Origin of the sequence: Rhizobacter sp. (assembly GCF_031412075.1) — a bacterium.
In the GTDB taxonomy this organism is placed as follows: domain Bacteria; phylum Pseudomonadota; class Gammaproteobacteria; order Burkholderiales; family Burkholderiaceae_C; genus Rhizobacter.
Map to the genome: position 1 here is coordinate 1 of NZ_JANOCG010000348.1, position 16,333 is coordinate 16,333.

Sequence of the window (16,333 nt, forward strand, 5' to 3'; positions counted from 1 at the left end):
GGGTCGAACTCGATCGGCGGCGCATACACGGCCAGGCTCTCGGCCGCCGCCCGCGCGGCCACCGGCAGCACGGCGAGGATCTTGGAGAGCGCGTTTTCGGCTTGCGCCGCGAGCGCCGCGTCGAGCCTCGGTTGGGCAATGCGCACCGAGGCCACCAGGGCCTGGGCTTCTTCGTGGGTGAACATGAGGGGTGGCAAGTCAAATCCCGCACGCATGCGGTAGCCCACACCGGCCTCGCCGTCGATGGGCACACCTTGCACCATCAGCTCGGCCACGTCGCGGTAGATGGTGCGTTCGGACACCTCCAGCCGCTGGGCCAGGAACTGGGCGGTCGACAACCGCCGGCCGCGGATCAGCTGGACGATCTGGAACAGGCGGTCGGCGCGGCGCATGCGTGTTTCAGCCCGCGACCTGGGTGCACAGCTCGACCAGCGTGCCATCGGGGCAGCGCACGTAGGCGACGGTCTGGCCCCAGGGTTTGGTGGTGGGTGGTGCGAGCAGGGTGGCGCCGGCCTGCACCGCCTGGCGGCAGGCCGCAGCCACGTCCGGGGTGACGAGGCCGATCTCGATGCCCAGAGGCTGGGCCGAGGCGTCGGCTGCCACGTAGTCGTGCCCGAGGTTGCCGCGTGCGGTGGCGTGGTCGGCAAAGGCCAGCGTGGTGGCGCCAGTCTCCAGCTCACCGTAGCCGCCGCTCTCGTGCAGAAAGCGGCGCGTGAGGCCGAAGGCCTGCTCGAAGAACGCCAGCGAGGCCGCCACGTCACTCACGTAGACGATGGTGTAGGCAAGTTTCATCGCGGTCTCCCAGGGGCTTGGGCAAACATGCTACGCGAGGGCGTGCAGGCCGAGGCGGTTGCCTTCGCTGTCGGTGAAGTGGGCGAACACGCCCATGTCACCCGGCAGCTGCACCTTGGGCGTGGTGATGCGCCCGCCGGCGGTTTCCACCCGCGCCAGCACGGCGTCGAGTGAGGGTTTGGCGTTGAGGTAGACGAGCGCGCCCTGTGCCGAGGGCTCGATGCCCGAGCCTGCCAGCAGGCAGCCGCCGACGGCGTCGTCGTCGTACGGGAACACGGCGAGCGTCTGCTCGCCCATGTCCTGGCGGTTCAGCTTGGAGGCAAAGACCTGCTCGTAAAAAGCCTGGGCGCGGTCGATGTTGTTGACCGGGATCTCGAACCAGTTCACGGCGTGGTGTTGGGTGTGTTGGGCCATGTCGTCTCTCCTGAGGGTTGTTGGGAGACGTGATGCTGCGCGGTGGCTGCTGACAGCGTGGTGTCAGCAGGGTGTCAGCGGATTTTTCGAGCAAAAGTACCGGGCTGCCGCCGTGGGCCCGTCGGCGGCTCAACGAGAAGCGAAAAAACGTCGATAAATGATGGAAGTCGAAACCCCCATGCCCCACCCCCTTCTCCAATCGCTGGGCCGGCTTGTGCTGGGCGACGAGCCGCGTCAGCGCCGTCACCTCAGCCGATTCCTGCTGAGTGTGGTGGTGTACGCCTTCAGCCTGTTGGCGCAGCTGCACTTGTCGAGTTGGAGCGACTTCGTGCCTTTCCATGGCGTGATGGTGTTCGTGGGCGTGCTGTGCATCACGGTGACGGGGTTTTACGTGGCCATCCGCAGCGGCTTCAGCCGCCGGTTTGTCGACCCCGCGCTGACCGTGCCGCAGATGCTCTTCGCCACCGTGGCGCTGGCGGGCGCCTACGTCATCAACCCGCAAGTGCGCGGCATGCTGCTGATGATCGTGGCCCTGGTGTTGATCTTCGGTGCCTTCACTCTCACGCCGCGCAACTGCCGGCGCCTGGGCTGGTTTTCGGTGGTGGCGCTGGCGGTGGCCATGGGTGTGGGAGTGCTGTTCGCGCCGCAGATCTTTCCGCCCGGTGTCGAGGCGCTGCACTTTCTCTTCAGCGCGGTGGTGTTGCCAACGATCGCGGCGCTGGCCGGCCAGCTCAGCCACCTGCGCGACAACCTGCACGCGCAGAAAGGCGAGTTGCGCGAGGCGCTGGAGCGCATCCGCCTGCTCGCCACCCGCGACGAACTCACCGGCCTGCCCAACCGCCGTCATGCACAAGACCTGCTCGACATGGAGGCCAGCCGCGCCCGGCGCGAACGGGCGTCGCTGAGCGTGTGCCTGATCGACCTCGACCACTTCAAGCGTGTCAACGACCCCCTGGGCCATGCCGCGGGCGACGAGGTGTTGCGAATGGTGGCCCGGCAGGCCAAGCCGGTGTTGCGCGACACCGACGTGCTCACCCGCTGGGGCGGCGAGGAATTTTTGCTGCTGCTGCCCGACACCCCACTGGCCGATGCCGAGCGGGTGGTGGAGCGCCTGCGCCAGCACCTTGGGGGCGCCGACACCTGGCGCGACCGGCCCGAGCTGCGGGTGACCTTCTCGGGCGGCATCACCGCCCACCGCGAGGGCGAGGACATGCAAGAGACGATTGCCCGCGCCGACCAGATGCTTTACCGCGCCAAGACGGCGGGGCGTGACCGTGTGTTGTTGATGGCCTGACACGCCAGCAAGGCCGCATTTGCACGCGGGTGAGGCATCACCTGCACAATCGACGCCTTCCACCAGCCCCGTCAGGAGCGCCCATGCCCGGCGACACCGCGTCACCCATTTTCAGAAGCGAAGAAGAGTTGGCCCAGCTCAGCGCCTCCGACCGCATCCGCTACCGGCTCGTCGGTGCCGAGCGCCGTTACCACGCCAACGACAACATCGCGGCCTACCTGCGCGAAGGCGAGATCGACGAGCTGCGCAACGAGGTGGCGGCCAAGATGAAAGAGGTGCTCAAGTCGCTGGTGATCGACACCGACAGCGACCACAACACCCACGAGACCGCCCAGCGTGTGGCCAAGATGTTCCTGACCGAGGTGTTCCGCGGGCGCTACGTGCCCATGCCGGCGGTCACCGAGTTCCCCAACGTCGAGCGGCTCAACGAGCTGATGATCGTGGGCCCGGTCACCGTGCGCAGTGCCTTCTCGCACCACCTGTGCCCGATCATGGGCCGGGTCTGGATCGGCATCTTGCCCAACGAACACTCCAACCTCATCGGCCTCAGCAAATACGCGCGCATCTGCGACTGGATCATGTCGCGCCCGCAGATCCAGGAAGAGGCGGTGACGATGCTCGCCAACGAGCTGCAGTCGCGCGTCAAGCCCGACGGCCTGGCCATCGTGATGGAGGCCGACCACTTCTGCATGCAGTGGCGCGGCGTCAAAGACAGCGACTCGATGATGACCAACAGCGTGATGCGCGGCGCCTTCCTGAAGGACGCCAACCTGCGCCGCGAGTTTTTGTCCTTGCTCAGCAAGAAGAATTGAAGGGGTTTCAACATGCTCGTACGTCTGATGTATGCCAGCCGCGCCACCGACTCCATCAACCAGGAGGCGTTGGCTTCCATCTTGAAGAAGTCGCGCCAGAACAACCCGGCCACCGGGGTGACCGGTGTGCTGTGTTACTCGGAAGGCTTGTTCCTGCAGCTGCTAGAAGGCGGGCGCCTGCCGGTGAGCCAGCTCTACAACCGCATCGCCAACGACCCGCGCCACCGCGACGTGATGCTGCTCAGCTACGAAGTGATCGGCGAGCGCAAGTTTGCCGGCTGGTCGATGGGGCAGGTCAACCTGTCGCATCTGAACGCGTCGCTGCTGTTGAAGTATTCGGAGACCGCCACGCTCGACCCTTACGCGGTGTCGGGGGCGGTGTCGATGGCGCTGTTCAACGAGCTGGTGGCCACCGCGTCGGTGGTCTGCACCTAAGCCGCTGCAGGCTCCACATAGTGCCGCGCCAGCTCGGGCGGCAGGGGTGAGTCGAGCAGCGCGGCGGCCAGCCGCAATGCATCGGCCGTCTCGGGCGCCAGCGCGCCAGCCTCCTTGTGCAGCAGGGCTGCGTCGAGCCAGGCGCGCACCAGCACCGGCTTGAGCATCCACGGCAAGGCCTGCACTTCTTGCAGCGCGTGCACCAGGCCGTCGGCGTCGGGGGCTTCGCAGGGCGGCAGGGCCTCGTCTTTCAGCCAGGGTTTCATCACGCTCGCATACCAGGCCTCGCCTTCGGGCAGCAGCCGCGCCAGGAAGGCGGTGAGCCGCGCGATCTGGCGCAGCGTGTGCAGCGACAGCAGGGCCATGTCGTTGTGCGCGTCGGTCGAGGGTTTCATCACCTGCGCCTCACCCAGGCGCTGGCGCATCAGCAGCAGGTGCAGGCGGTCGATCGGGCGCACCTGGCCGTCGGCGGCCATCACGCGGCGGGCTGACTCCATCAGCTGCTGGCGGTCGGTCAGCGGGGCCCGCGAGACCCGCTTCAACAAGGCTTCGAGCCAGGGCAGGCGCACCGCGGGGCCGAGTTTCTTGACTTCGCCGCGCAGTGTGTCGGCGCTGGTCAGGCCCTTGGTTTCATCACGCCAGGCGCGGCGCTCGCGCTGGCTGCCGGGCGTGAGCAACAAGGCCAGGATGGTGGCGCGCAGCTCGCCGGGGCCGTTGAGGCGCGACAAGCGGTCGATGGCCTCGCGCTCGTCGCTGTCGGTCACGGCGCGTGGCTCGGGGTTCGGGGCAGGGTGCTCGGCCATGGGAACAGCATAGGCGATGGGGGCGGCCATCGCGGTCAGAGCGGGCGCTGCGGGGCGGTAGGGTTCGTCCGGCATGCTGCCCGTTGCCAGCAGGGGCGCCGGCAGGGGCTCCATGCCGCGCCCATACAGGCGGCGCAGGCGCTCCGGCAGCGGCGGGTGGGTCTTGAGCCAGTCGGCCGGGGCCTGCAGCAGCATCGCGGCGAGCAGGCGGGCCGGCACGCGGGTGAGGCGGTCTTCGTGATGGGTCATCTGGTGCCAGACCTTGCGCAGCACCCCGCCCAGGCCGTCGCGGCTGCGGGTGAACTGCACCGCGCAGGCATCGGCCAGCAGCTCGCGCTGGCGCGACACCGCGGCTTGCAGCAGCTGGCCGGCGATCCAGCCCAGCAGCCCGGCGGCGATGAACACCGGCCCGATCAGCAGGCCGAGGCCAGAGCGCTGGCCGTTGTCGTCGGCCTCGATCAGCGAGTGGCCGTAACCGTGCACCAGCGACAGGCCCCACACCAGCGCCAGCAGCTGCATGTTGAGCCGCAGGTCACCCTGGTGGATGTGGCCGAACTCGTGCGCCACCAGGCCTTGCAGCTCGTCGCGCGTGAGCCGCTGCAGCGCGCCGCGGGTGACGGCCACCACCGAGCTCTCGGGCGACCAGCCGGCGGCAAAGGCGTTGATGGCGTCCTCGCGCTCCAGCACGAATACCTGCGGGCGCGGCAGGCCGCTGGCGAGCGACATTTCGTCGACCACGTTGAGCAGCCGGCGCTCGGCCATGTCTTGCGGGTCGGTCAACAGGCGGCCACCGGCCCACTCGGCCACGTGGGTGCCGCCGCCTTCGCGCAGACGCGAGAGCTCGACCCAGGCACCGCCCAGCACGAACATCAACACCACCGCGGTGTTGGTCTCGAAGAAGAGCGGCGGCAGGCTGTCGAACTCGAAGCCCAACACCCACCACAACGCTTTCCACACCGCCCACAGCAAGCCGTTGACGGCGAAGATCAGCCCCAACAGCATCACGACGAACAAGGCCAGCAGCCGCTGGGTGGCGCGGCGTGCGTCGTCTTGCTGGTCGCGAAAGCGCATGGTGGCCCTTCGACAGGCTCAGGGCGAACGGGAGGGCAGGCTCAAGGAGAACGGCAGGGCAGGCTCAGGGCGGACGGCGTGCTGCTTTACAGCTGCACGCGCACCGCAGCCCGTTCGGTGTCGCTGGCGGTCGACTGCAACATCGCTGCCTCGCGGAAACCGAACAGGTTGGCCATCAGGCTGGTGGGGAACTGTTGCGCCGCGGTGTTGTAGTCGAGCGTGGCGTCGTTGAAGAGCTGGCGCGAGAAGGCCACCTTGTTCTCGGTGCTGGTGAGTTCTTCGGCCAGCTCGCGCAGGCTCTGGTCGGCCTTCAGCTCGGGGTAGGCCTCGACCAGCGCCATCAGCTTGGTCATGGCGCCACCCAGCACCTGCTCGGCCATGGCCAGGCTGGTCACGGCACCGGCGGTGGCCGGGCGGCTGCGCGCCACGTCGGCGGCCGCCTTGGCCTGGTTGCGCGCGGCCGTCACGGCCTCGAGCGTTTCGCGTTCGTGGGCGGCGTATTTGCGCGCCACTTCCACCAGGTTGGGGATCAGGTCGTAACGTCGCTTCAGCTGCACGTCGATCTGTGCGAACGAGTTGCCGATCACATTGCGCAGGCGCACCAGGCGGTTGTACGAACCGACCCCCCAGAAAACCAGCACGGCCAGGACGATCCAGCAGACGATTTGCACAGTGCCCATCAAAGCTCCCTCAGGTTGACCCGTGCGCACTCTATACGACAGGCGGCCGATGGTTCGACCCGGCCCGAAGCATCGGGCGGCCGATCGCTCGCATGATGTGACTTATGAACCCATTCGACCCATCGTCACCTTCGGTTTCACTGCTCGCCTTGGGCGCTGCCGTGTTCGCGCTCGCGGGCTTCGTCAAAGGGGTGATCGGCATGGGCTTGCCCACCATCGCGATGGGCTTGCTGAGCGTGGCGATGCCGCCGGCCCAGGCCGCAGCGCTGCTGATCGTGCCCTCGCTGGTGACCAATGTGTGGCAGATCGTGGGGCCGGGTTGTTGGGCCTTGTTGCGGCGTCTGGCGACGATGCTGGCGGGTGTGTGCCTGGGCATTGCCGCCGGCGCCGGCTGGCTCACCGGCCAGGGCAACGGCTCGACCCGCGTGATTACCGCGCTCGGGGTGGCGTTGGTGGCTTATGCCCTGTTGGGCCTGATGAAAGTGAAGCTGCAGGTGAACCCGCGGCATGAGCGCTGGCTGTCGCCGCTGGTGGGCCTGGCGACCGGGCTGGTGACGGCGGCCAGCGGCGTGTTCGTGATTCCGGCGGTGCCCTACCTGAATGCGCTGGGCCTCGACAAAGAAGGCCTGGTGCGCGCGCTCGGCATTTCGTTCCTGGTGTCGACCTTTGCGCTGGGCGTGAGCCTGCGCAGCAGCGGGGCCTTCGAGCTGGGCAACGCCATGGGCTCGCTGCTCGCGCTGCTGCCCGCCTTGGCCGGCATGGCGCTGGGCCAGTGGGTGCGCTTGCGTGTGCAGCCCGAATTGTTCAAGAAGATCTTCTTCTGCGGTTTGTTGGCGCTCGGCAGCTACCTTGTTCTACGCTCCGCGCTGTGACTTCTCCCGAGCCCAGATTTGCCAAGATCGCCGCGATGATCGGCGACCCCACCCGTGCCCGCATGCTGGCGGCGCTGATGGGCGGCGAGTTCATGGCGGCCGGCGAGCTGGCGCGAGCCGCAGGGGTGACACCGCAGACCGCAAGCACGCACATTGCCAAGCTGGTCGACGCCGAGATGGTGGTCACCCGCAGCCAGGGCCGGCACCGCTAGTTCCGCCTGGCCGGTGCGGTCTTCGCCCATGGGCTGGAAGCCCTGTGGCTGGGGGCCGAGCGCAGCGCCAGCGCCGACAAGTGGGAGCGTGGCGCCTACAAGCCCCTGAAAGCCGCACGCACTTGCTACGGCCACCTGGCCGGCGAGCTGGGAGTGCAGCTGTTCGAGGGCCTGCTGGCGTGCGGCACGCTGGCGCCGCACGAGGGGCACTTCGGGGTCACCGAAGCCGGTGTCCAGCATCTGAAAGCGCTGGGGCTCGAGTGGCCGTCAACGACCACCGCGCGGCGTGTGGCTTACCCCTGCCTCGACTGGTCGGAGCGACGCGACCACCTGGCCGGCAGCCTGGCCGTGGCGATGCTGGAACAAGGCGTTTCGAAGGGCTGGCTGCTGCGGGTGAAAGGCTCGCGGGCATTGACCCTCACGCCCGCGGGCCAAGCCGCCTGGGCGCCCTGGCTGGATCAGAGACCCATGCGGTCGGTGGCTTCGAAGCCGGGCGACCCGGAGGTGCTGCGCGAACGCCAGGCCTTGTAACCCCGGCTGCGCAACGCGCAGGCCGGGCAGTGGCCGCACCCATAGCCCCACTCCTGGCGCTTGCTGCGCTCGCCCAGGTAGCAGGTGTGGGTGTATTCGACGATCAGGTCATTGAACGCTTCGCCGCCCAGCGTGGCGGAGAGCTCCCAGGTCTGGGCCTTGTCGAGCCACATCAGCGGGGTTTCGATGGCCATGGGCGTGTCCAGGCCCAGGCTCAGCGAGACCTGCAGCGAGCGCAGCGTGTTGTCGCGGCAGTCGGGGTAGCCCGAGTAGTCGGTCTCGCACATGCCGCCCACCAGCACGTTGAGGCCCCGCCGGTAGGCGATGGCGGCGGCGAAGTTGAAGAACAGCAGGTTGCGCCCCGGCACGAAGGTGTTGGGCAGGCCGGTCGAGGTCATCTCGATCTCGCGCTCCTGGGTGAGCGCGGTGTCCGAGAGCTGGCCCAGCAGCGACAGGTCGATCATGTGGTCTTCGCCCAGCCGCCCACCCCATTGCGGAAACTGCGCATAGATCTGCGAGCGCACGGTGAGCCGGCATTCGAGCTCGATGTCGTGGCGCTGGTTGTAGTCGAAGCCGATGGTCTCGACGTAGGGGTAGCGCTCCAGTGCCCAGGCGAGGCAGACGGTGGAGTCCTGGCCTCCGGAGAAGAGCACGAGTGCGCGGCGTGGGGTCATGACCTGATTTCTCCCTGGCCCAGCACCACCCACTTCATCGAGGTCAGCCCCTCCAGCCCCACCGGCCCGCGGGCGTGGAACTTGTCGGTGCTGATGCCGATTTCGGCACCCAGGCCGTACTCGAAGCCGTCGGCAAAACGGGTGCTGGCGTTGACCATCACGCTGGCCGAGTCGACCTCGCGCAGGAAGCGCATGGCGTTGGCGTGGTGGTCGGTGAGGATGGCGTCGGTGTGGTGCGAGCCATAACGGTTGATGTGGGCGATGGCCTCGTCGAGGCTCTTCACCACCTTCACGCTGATGATGGCGGCGAGGTACTCCTCGCTCCAGTCTTGTTCGGTGGCGGGGGTGAGTTGCGCGCTGGGCACCCCCTCGAGCAGCGCCTGGCTCGCAGCGTCGACCCGCATCTCCACGCCCTTGGCGGCAAACAGCGCGCCGATCTTCGGCAAGAAGGCCGCTGCAATCGCTTCATGCACCAGCAGCGACTCGGCCGCGTTGCAGGGGCTGACCTTCTGCGTCTTGGCGTTGTCGGTGACACGCAGCGCCATCTCGAGGTCGACGCCCGCATCCACATAGATGTGGCAGTTGCCGTCGAGGTGCTTGATGACCGGCACCTTCGCCTCACGGCTGACACGCTCGATCAGGCTTTTGCCGCCACGCGGGATGATCACGTCCACCGCTTCGGGCGACGCGATCAGGTAACCCACGGCGGCGCGGTCGGTGGTCTGCACCAACTGCACCGCGTCGGCCGGCAGGCCGGCTTCGGTGAGCGCCGAGCGCACCAGTTGCCACAGCGCGAGGTTGGAATGGATCGCCTCCGAGCCACCCCGCAAGATGCAGGCGTTGCCACTCTTGATGGCCAGCGACGCGGCCTCGATGGTCACGTTGGGCCGGCTCTCGTAGATCATGCCGAACACGCCCAGCGGCACCCGCATCTGGCCCACGCTGATGCCGCTCGGGCGGCGGCGCACGCCGGTGATCTCGCCCACCGGGTCGGGCATGGCGGCGATCTGCTCGCAGCCTTCGGCCACGGTGGCAATCACCTTGTCGGTCAGGCGCAGGCGGTCGACCAGCGGCGCGGCCAGGCCGGCGGCGAGGGCGGCGTCGATGTCTTTCTGGTTGGCCTCGGCCAGCGGCGCGCTTGAGGCGCGCAACAGGCGGGCCAGCGCGGTCAGCGCGTTGTTCTTGGTGGCGGTCGAGGCCGCCGCCATCTTGGAGCTGGCTGCGCGGGCGGCCGCGCCCATGTGGGCCACGGTGGCTTGGAGATCGGGCGAAGTCATGGACGCAATTCTCCCAGGGTTTGGCGGCACCGGCGGACTGCGGGTGTGGCCGTGCAATGCGTCACGCCGGCCATGTGGGAATTACTTAGGCGGGGTGGCGTGTGCGCTTCAAGAGTTGGTGCAGTGCGGCATAGCGCACGAAAAGAGGGTTCAGCGGAGCGCGGAAGAGTCGATACCAAATGTGTCTGAATCTACTGACGCTTTGAGGATCACCATGACCCATTTTTCCGTGCGGCCGCTCGTGGCTGCCATGTCGCTGGCCTTGACCGGCGTGGCCCACGCTGCCGATGGCGATGCTTCCATCTGGTCGTTCAGCGGTTTCGGCACCGTGTCTGCGGTGCACTCCAACGAACGCGAAGCCGATTTCGCCGGCACCATCTTCCAGCCCTACGGCGCCGGCCGCACGCGCAGCACCAGCCTCGATCCGGACAGCAAGCTGGGTGCCCAGCTGACGGCCAAGTTCACGCCCCAGCTGTCGGGCGTGGTGCAAGTGGTCTCGCAGTACCAGTACGACAACAGCTACACGCCGCAAGTCGAATGGGCCAACCTGAAGTACGAGTTCACGCCGGCCTTCCGCGCCCGCATCGGCCGCATCGCGCTGCCGGCCTTCCTGCTGTCGGAGACACGTTACGTCGGCTTTGCCAACACCTGGGCGCGGCCGCCGCAAGAGGTTTATGCCATCGCCCCGATCACCAGCAACGATGGTGTCGATGCGACCTACGTGGCGCACTTCGGCGACGCGGTCAATTCCGTGCAGGCCTTCTACGGCTCCAACACCACCAAGCTGACCACCGGTGAAGCCAAATCCAAGCCCAGCTGGGGCCTGAACAACTCGCTCGAAGTCGGTTCGACCACGCTGCGCGCGGGGTTCATCGCAACCCGGCTGAGCCTGGATGTCCCCGCGCTTCAAGGCTTGAACGATGGGTTGCAGAGTTTCGGCAACGCCGCCTCGGCCATCCCGTCGCCCGGCATCCAGGCGGCGGGCGCGCAAGCCCACGAGCTGAACGCCAAGTACAGCCTGAAAGACATCGACCTGAAGATCTACTCGCTGGGGGCATCGCACGACACCGGCGCCTGGCTGTTCATCGGCGAGTACACGCGCTTCGAAGGCAATGGCTATTTCTCCACCTCGAACTCCTGGTACGCCAGCGTGGCGCGCCGTCTCGGTGTTTTCACTCCCTACGTGACCGTGGGCGACACCCGACCCAAGCTCGAGTCCGAGCCTGGCATCACCACCACCGGCCTGCCGGGTGGGCTGGCTGCCGGCGCCATGGGGCTGAATGCCGGCATCAACGCCGTCAAGCAGAGCGTGGCCGCGTCGCAGAAGCTCGCCTCGGTGGGCGTGCGCTGGGATTTCATGAAGAACGCCGCTGTCAAGCTGCAGTACGACCACCTGGAGATGGGTGAAGGCTCGAAGGGCCGTTTGGTCAACCCTTCGCCGGCCTATCAGCCCGGCGGCAAGGTCGATCTGGTGACGCTTGGCGTCGACTTCCTGTTCTGACGCCACCGCTTCCCAAGGAATTCCCATGAAGATGACTCGCATTTTTCTGTCTCTGGCCGTCACCGCTCTGTGCTGTGGCGCCGCGCAGGCCCAGGTGGCCGTCGTGATGGCCCCAGGTGCCGCGCCGCTCAGCAAGGAGCAGGTGGCCAACCTGTACCTTGGCCGATCGGCCGAGCTCAAGCTGGTCGACCTGCCCGAAGGCAACGCCACGCGTGACCAGTTCTACAAGAAAGCCACCGAGCGCGAGCCGGCCCAAGTGAAATCCACCTGGTCACGCATCGTGTTCGCCGGCAAAGGCACACCTCCGAAGGAGGTGGCCGATGCCGCCGCCGTCAAGAAGGCCGTGGCAGCCGACCCCAAGACGGTGGGTTATGTCGACAAGGCGTCTGTCGACGCCAGCGTCATGGTCGTGCTCAGCCTGGACTGAGCGCCTGTTTTCGCATCCACGGGGGAAGCGGCCCGAAAAGCCTCTTTTCCATCGATGGGAATGACGGGTTTTCTCGATGATCGGCTGAGGTTATTTTGATGCCCGCGTGATCGGGCCGCGTGCCGCCGGCGTTCGGCGGCACCCATGTTTTGCCTGGAAGTTGCCATGAAGTTCCGTACCAAGATCTGGAGCCTCCCCGTCAGCGCGGCGTTCGTGCTGGTGGTGGGTGTGCTCATCAATGCAGCCATCGGTGCACGGCTGTCCTCTGGTATGGACAAGCTGCGCGGGGTGGACGATCCTTACCTCGCCGCCGTGACGCAGGTCGACCGAGTGACCGAGAACGTGCGCCTGACGGTGCAGACCGCTGCCGCCGAAGGCGATGTGGACCGTCTGAAAGACGTGGCGGTGCTGGTCAAGAACGGCCACACGGCGCTTGAAACCATGGCGGGGCTGGCCGGTAAATCCGAAGCGACTGCCCAGTTGCGCAGCGCCTTCGACGCCTACCAGGCTGCAGCCACGGGCGCAGCGCGCGGCATGATCGACAAGAAGCCCGACGCCATGGCCGAGGTGCAGAAGATGCAAGCCGCCCAGGCCGCACTCGACAAGGTGCTGGGTCAGGCCAAACAGGAAGCGCGTGAGCTCATCGATGCGCAGTACCTCTTCGCGTCGGCAAGCGTGCGCAACAGCCTCATTGCCACCGTGCTCACGGGTTTGATCGTGCTGCTGACGCTGGTGGGAGCCTCGTGGGTCATCGTCACCTCGGTCTGGAAAGACCTGGGCGAAGAGCCCGACCAGCTGCGCCAGGCCGTGCGCCGTATTGCCTCGGGTGACCTCGACGTGGCGGCCCAGCCGGGCGCACACCCCGATTCGCTGCAAGCGGCGCTGGTGGAAATGGTCAACGGCCTGCGCGACATGGTCTCGCAGATCCGCATCACCAGTGACTCGATTGCCACCGCCTCAGACGAGATCGCCAGCGGCAACATAGACCTGAGCCAGCGCACCGAACGCACCGCCTCCAACCTGCAACAAGCTGCCAGCTCCATGGAGCAACTGACCGGCTCGGTGCGCCAGACCGCTGAATCGGCGCACGGTGCCAACGCGCTGGCCAGCTCGGCCTCCGGTGTGGCCGCCAAGGGCGGCTCGGTGGTGGGTGAAGTGGTCAACGTGATGGAGCAGATCTCGGCCAGCTCGAAGAAGATCGCCGACATCATCAGCGTGATCGATGGCATCTCTTTCCAGACCAACATCCTCGCGCTGAACGCTGCAGTGGAAGCCGCACGTGCCGGTGAGCAAGGCCGTGGTTTCGCCGTGGTGGCCGCCGAAGTGCGCAGCCTCGCCCAGCGCAGTGCGCAGGCCGCCAAAGAAATCAAGGGCTTGATCGGCGAGAGCGTGGACCGTGTCGAATCAGGCTCGCGCCTGGTGCAAGACGCCGGCACCACGATGAACCAGATCGTCGACTCGGTGAAGCGGGTGACCGACATCATCGGTGAGATCACTGCCGCCTCCAACGCCCAGAGCACCGACATTGGCCAGGTGAACGGCACCGTGGCCCAGCTCGATCAGATGACGCAGCAGAACGCGGCGCTGGTGGAGCAAAGCTCGGCCGCGGCTGAAAGCCTGCGCGACCAGGCTGGCCGTCTGGCGCAGGCGGTGGCCCGCTTCAGGGTCGGGGCAGCTGCGCGCGCCTGAGCGTTGCATGCGAGGCCCGCGCTAGCGCGGTTCGCTGCGAATGGCTTCAACCTGAATCACCAGCCGCACGCGGTCGCCGATGAAAGGCAGGCCGTCGCTGACACCGAAATCGCTGCGCTGAAATTCGGCTTCTAAATCAGCACCGCACACCTCACGTTGCAGCACCGGGTGGGTGTAGCAGGTGAGCCCAGGCGCACGCAGTTGCAGCGGCCGCGACACACCGCGCAGAGTGAGCTCGCCGCGCACCTCCAGCGGTGCACCGACTTTCCAACGCCAGCCACTGGCCACGAAGTAAGCCTGCGGGTGTTCGCGGGATGCGAGGTAGCTGCCGCGCAACACGCTGTCGAGGGGGGCCACCCCGGTGTTCACCGACGCGGTGGCGATGCCGATCGACACCTCGCCGAGGCCGGTGCTGGCGTTCAGCTGCACGCTGCCGGTGATGTCATCAAAACGACCCCGGTGGGTCGAGGTGCCAAAGTGCAACACCTCCCAGTGCACCCGGGTGTGGTTGGTGTCGAGGGCATAGCTCACGTTCTGGGCTTGCGCGGCCAAGGCATGCCATGCAAGCAGGCACACACCCACACGCGCACAAATGCGCACATTGGTGCAAAAACGTGTGGTGAGCGTGACCGATGGCATGAGAGGGCTTGCAACTGGGGCGCGCCGGACGCAGGGCGCCTTGGATAATGCCAGTTCTGTTTTGCTGGGTCTGAGAGCGTTCATGTCGGGAGCTTTGCCACTGTCGCCCGCCCCCGTGTCCGCTCAGAGCGCTGGCTTGTCCCGGCGTGTGCTCGAAGCGCAGACGGCGATGCTGTTCCAGCGCACGCCCACGGCCACGTTGACGGGGGTGCCGTTCGCGCTGCTGGTGGCCGTGGGTTTGTTGCCTTTTGCGAACCCTCTTGCTGTGTGGGCGTGGTTTGGCATGCGTTGCGCGGTCGCGGCGATGCGCTTGCTGTTGAGCCGCAGCTTCTTTCGCGCCGACACCCGGAATCAGCGCACCTGGTCCCGCTACATGGTGCTGACCTTGGCGCTGGACGGTTTTGTCTGGGGTCTGCTCGGCACCTGGCTCGTACCGGCGAGCAACGTGCCGGTAATGGCCTTGATGCTCACCGCGCTGGTGGGCGTGGCGTCAGTGGGCATGTTTGTGCTGCAGCCCAGCTGGCGCGCCAGCGCGGCATTTCTCATGGCCATGCTATTGCCGGTGGCGCTGTATCAGATGCTGACGGGCGAGCGCCAGGGCCTGTTTGCCGGTGTGAGCCTGTTGATCTTTCTGGTGCTCATCACGCTGGAGGCGCGTCGCTCGGAAGCGCGCATCCACGAGTTGCTCAACCTGCGCTTCAGCACCGACCGCATCGCCGAAGAGCGCGCCGAGGCGCTGCGCCTCGCACAACGCCAGAGCAGCGTGAAGAGCCAGTTCCTCGCCACCATGAGCCACGAGATGCGCACGCCGCTGCACGGCATCCTCGGGCTCACGCGCATGCTGCAAAGCGAAAAGCCCGAACAACCCGGCGAGCAGCTCGCGCTGATCGAGCGCGCCGGTGAACACCTGCTCACGCTGATCAACGACATCCTCGATTTCTCCAAGCTCGAAGCCGGGCAGGCACGGTTGTCACCGCAGGTGTTCGACCTCGCGGCCCTGATCGACGACGTGGTGTCGCTGTCGGTGCCGTCGGCGTTTCAGAGCGGGCTCACGCTCACCGCGCGGCTGCACATGCCGCGGCCGTGTTTTGTGCGCGGCGACCCCTCACGCCTGCGCCAGGTGCTGCACAACCTGGTGGGCAACGCAATCAAGTTCACCGAAGCCGGCGCCGTGACGGTGGTGGCCAAACACCGCGGCTCACGCGCGCGCATCGCCGTGCACGACACCGGCGTGGGCATCTCGGCCGACGAGTTGCCGCGCATCTTCGACGCCTTCCACCAGGCCGACAGCTCCTTTGCCCGCCGCTTCGGCGGCACCGGCCTCGGCCTCACGATTGCGCGCGAGCTGGCCCGCGCCATGGGCGGTGACCTGGTGTGCACCAGCCGGCAGGGCCGCGGCTCGTGTTTCACGGTGACGGTGGACCTCGCGCCCGCACCCGACCCGGTGCCGGCGGCGGTGGGTGCCGGTGTCGCCAGCCCCGCGCTGCAAGGCCATGTGCTGCTGGCCGAAGACAACCCGGTCAACGCGCTGGTGGCCGAGGCCGCGCTGAAGAAGATGGGCTTGACGGTCGAGCTGGTCGAAGACGGCCTGCAGGCGCTGGCTTCATTCCGCGCGGCGCCGCCCGACCTGGTGCTGCTCGATTGCCAGATGCCGGTGATGGACGGTTTCGAGGCGGTGCGCCGCATGCGCGAACACGAAGGCGAACAAGGCCTGCCGCGCACGCCGGTGGTGGCGCTGACCGCGAATGCCTTGCAGTGCGACCGCGAGCACAGCCTCGCCGCCGGCATGGACGACCACCTCGCCAAGCCCTTCAGGGATGAAGAGCTGCGGGCGGTGTTGCGCAGGTTGCTGGTGCCAGCCTAGCCACGCCGTCATTCCCGCGCAGGCGGGAAACCAGGCTCGTGGCGCCATGCTGCCGTATCGACGCCCGGGCGACGCCAGCATGCTGGATTCCCGCCCGCGCGGGAATGACGAGGCTTACTGCTTCACTGCTTCGATCTGGATCAGTAGCCTGGTGTCATCAGGAATGCCAGGCAGGCCGTAGCTCACGTCCCACAGGCTGCGCTTGATGGTCGTCTCGAAGTCGCCGCCGCACACCTCGCGCTTGAGCATGGGGTTCTGGTAGCAGTTGAAGTTGGTCGCCGTCAGCGTGACGGGCTGGGTCTTGCCGCGCAGCGTCAGCGCGCCTGCCACGCTGCTCACCTTGTCG

19 protein-coding genes are annotated in these 16,333 nt (G+C 67.1%); 10 read left to right on the top strand and 9 right to left on the bottom strand.

The genetic code is table 11. The annotated features are described in order from the left end of the window. The 3 genes from RMO40_RS12895 to RMO40_RS12905 form a co-directional block, all read right to left on the bottom strand. Positions 1–392: HTH domain-containing protein (locus tag RMO40_RS12895; protein WP_309721670.1), on the bottom strand; the 392-nt coding region annotated here is incomplete at its 3' end. 7 nt (positions 393–399) lie between these two features. Then, on the bottom strand, positions 400–792 hold the full coding sequence (locus RMO40_RS12900) for a VOC family protein (RefSeq protein WP_309721672.1): 393 nt from the start codon (positions 790–792) through the stop codon (positions 400–402). Between the two features lie 30 nt (positions 793–822). Next, positions 823–1,206 (bottom strand): VOC family protein, encoded by a 384-nt coding sequence (locus RMO40_RS12905; protein WP_309721675.1) that lies wholly within the window; start codon positions 1,204–1,206, stop codon positions 823–825. A gap of 178 nt (positions 1,207–1,384) precedes the next feature. Here RMO40_RS12905 and RMO40_RS12910 point away from each other — a divergent pair, with 178 nt between their 5' ends. From RMO40_RS12910 to RMO40_RS12920, 3 genes are all read left to right on the top strand, one after another. Beyond that, positions 1,385–2,500 carry a diguanylate cyclase gene (locus RMO40_RS12910; protein ID WP_309721678.1) on the top strand — a complete coding sequence of 372 codons (1,116 nt, stop codon included), beginning with the start codon at positions 1,385–1,387 and terminating at the stop codon, positions 2,498–2,500. A gap of 83 nt (positions 2,501–2,583) precedes the next feature. Continuing rightward, positions 2,584–3,312, top strand: a complete 729-nt coding sequence (folE, locus tag RMO40_RS12915) for a GTP cyclohydrolase I (RefSeq protein WP_309721681.1) — start codon at positions 2,584–2,586, stop codon at positions 3,310–3,312. 12 nt (positions 3,313–3,324) lie between these two features. Then, on the top strand, positions 3,325–3,747 hold the full coding sequence (locus tag RMO40_RS12920; protein WP_309721684.1) for a BLUF domain-containing protein: 423 nt from the start codon (positions 3,325–3,327) through the stop codon (positions 3,745–3,747). Here RMO40_RS12920 and RMO40_RS12925 read toward each other — a convergent pair. Beyond that, positions 3,744–5,621 carry a M48 family metalloprotease gene (locus RMO40_RS12925; protein WP_309721688.1) on the bottom strand — a complete coding sequence of 626 codons (1,878 nt, stop codon included), beginning with the start codon at positions 5,619–5,621 and terminating at the stop codon, positions 3,744–3,746. The two genes, RMO40_RS12920 and RMO40_RS12925, sit on opposite strands and share 4 nt — an antisense overlap. Positions 5,622–5,707: 86 nt before the next feature. Further along, a complete protein-coding gene (locus RMO40_RS12930; protein WP_309721691.1) occupies positions 5,708–6,301 on the bottom strand; it encodes a LemA family protein in 594 nt (197 codons plus the stop codon). A gap of 104 nt (positions 6,302–6,405) precedes the next feature. Between RMO40_RS12930 and RMO40_RS12935 the strand changes: the two genes are divergently transcribed. The 3 genes from RMO40_RS12935 (at position 6,406) to RMO40_RS12945 (ending at position 7,916) form a co-directional block, all read left to right on the top strand. Then, positions 6,406–7,173, top strand: a complete 768-nt coding sequence (locus RMO40_RS12935) for a sulfite exporter TauE/SafE family protein (RefSeq protein WP_309721694.1) — start codon at positions 6,406–6,408, stop codon at positions 7,171–7,173. A gap of 35 nt (positions 7,174–7,208) precedes the next feature. Further along, positions 7,209–7,385, top strand: a complete 177-nt coding sequence (locus tag RMO40_RS12940; RefSeq protein WP_309721698.1) for a helix-turn-helix domain-containing protein — start codon at positions 7,209–7,211, stop codon at positions 7,383–7,385. A 153-nt stretch (positions 7,386–7,538) separates the two neighbouring features. Beyond that, positions 7,539–7,916, top strand: a complete 378-nt coding sequence (locus tag RMO40_RS12945) for a hypothetical protein (RefSeq protein WP_309721701.1) — start codon at positions 7,539–7,541, stop codon at positions 7,914–7,916. On the opposite strand, the gene queC is transcribed toward RMO40_RS12945, so the two are convergent. Both queC and RMO40_RS12955 read right to left on the bottom strand, forming a co-directional pair. After that, positions 7,844–8,590: a 7-cyano-7-deazaguanine synthase QueC gene (queC, locus tag RMO40_RS12950; RefSeq protein WP_309721704.1), complete on the bottom strand. Its 747-nt coding sequence runs from the start codon at positions 8,588–8,590 to the stop codon at positions 7,844–7,846. The genes RMO40_RS12945 and queC overlap by 73 nt on opposite strands. Then, complete coding sequence (locus tag RMO40_RS12955) at positions 8,587–9,867, bottom strand: glutamate-5-semialdehyde dehydrogenase (protein ID WP_309721710.1); 1,281 nt, start codon at positions 9,865–9,867, stop codon at positions 8,587–8,589. The genes queC and RMO40_RS12955 overlap by 4 nt, the downstream gene beginning before the upstream one ends. Positions 9,868–10,081: 214 nt before the next feature. Here RMO40_RS12955 and RMO40_RS12960 point away from each other — a divergent pair, with 214 nt between their 5' ends. The 3 genes from RMO40_RS12960 (at position 10,082) to RMO40_RS12970 (ending at position 13,484) form a co-directional block, all read left to right on the top strand. Then, positions 10,082–11,368 carry a hypothetical protein gene (locus tag RMO40_RS12960; protein WP_309721713.1) on the top strand — a complete coding sequence of 429 codons (1,287 nt, stop codon included), beginning with the start codon at positions 10,082–10,084 and terminating at the stop codon, positions 11,366–11,368. Between the two features lie 25 nt (positions 11,369–11,393). Next, on the top strand, positions 11,394–11,795 hold the full coding sequence (locus tag RMO40_RS12965) for a hypothetical protein (protein ID WP_309721715.1): 402 nt from the start codon (positions 11,394–11,396) through the stop codon (positions 11,793–11,795). Positions 11,796–11,960: 165 nt separating this feature from the next. Beyond that, positions 11,961–13,484 (top strand): methyl-accepting chemotaxis protein, encoded by a 1,524-nt coding sequence (locus tag RMO40_RS12970; protein WP_309721718.1) that lies wholly within the window; start codon positions 11,961–11,963, stop codon positions 13,482–13,484. A 21-nt stretch (positions 13,485–13,505) separates the two neighbouring features. Here RMO40_RS12970 and RMO40_RS12975 read toward each other — a convergent pair whose 3' ends face one another. After that, the gene (locus RMO40_RS12975; protein ID WP_309721722.1) at positions 13,506–14,123 is read right to left on the bottom strand and encodes a YceI family protein; all 618 of its coding nucleotides are present in this window, start codon (positions 14,121–14,123) and stop codon (positions 13,506–13,508) included. Between the two features lie 115 nt (positions 14,124–14,238). Here RMO40_RS12975 and RMO40_RS12980 point away from each other — a divergent pair, with 115 nt between their 5' ends. Continuing rightward, on the top strand, positions 14,239–15,987 hold the full coding sequence (locus RMO40_RS12980) for an ATP-binding protein (RefSeq protein ID WP_309721725.1): 1,749 nt from the start codon (positions 14,239–14,241) through the stop codon (positions 15,985–15,987). Positions 15,988–16,101: 114 nt separating this feature from the next. Here RMO40_RS12980 and RMO40_RS12985 read toward each other — a convergent pair. After that, positions 16,102–16,333, bottom strand: a 232-nt coding sequence (locus RMO40_RS12985; protein ID WP_309721728.1) for a YceI family protein, incomplete at its 5' end; no start/stop codon positions are given.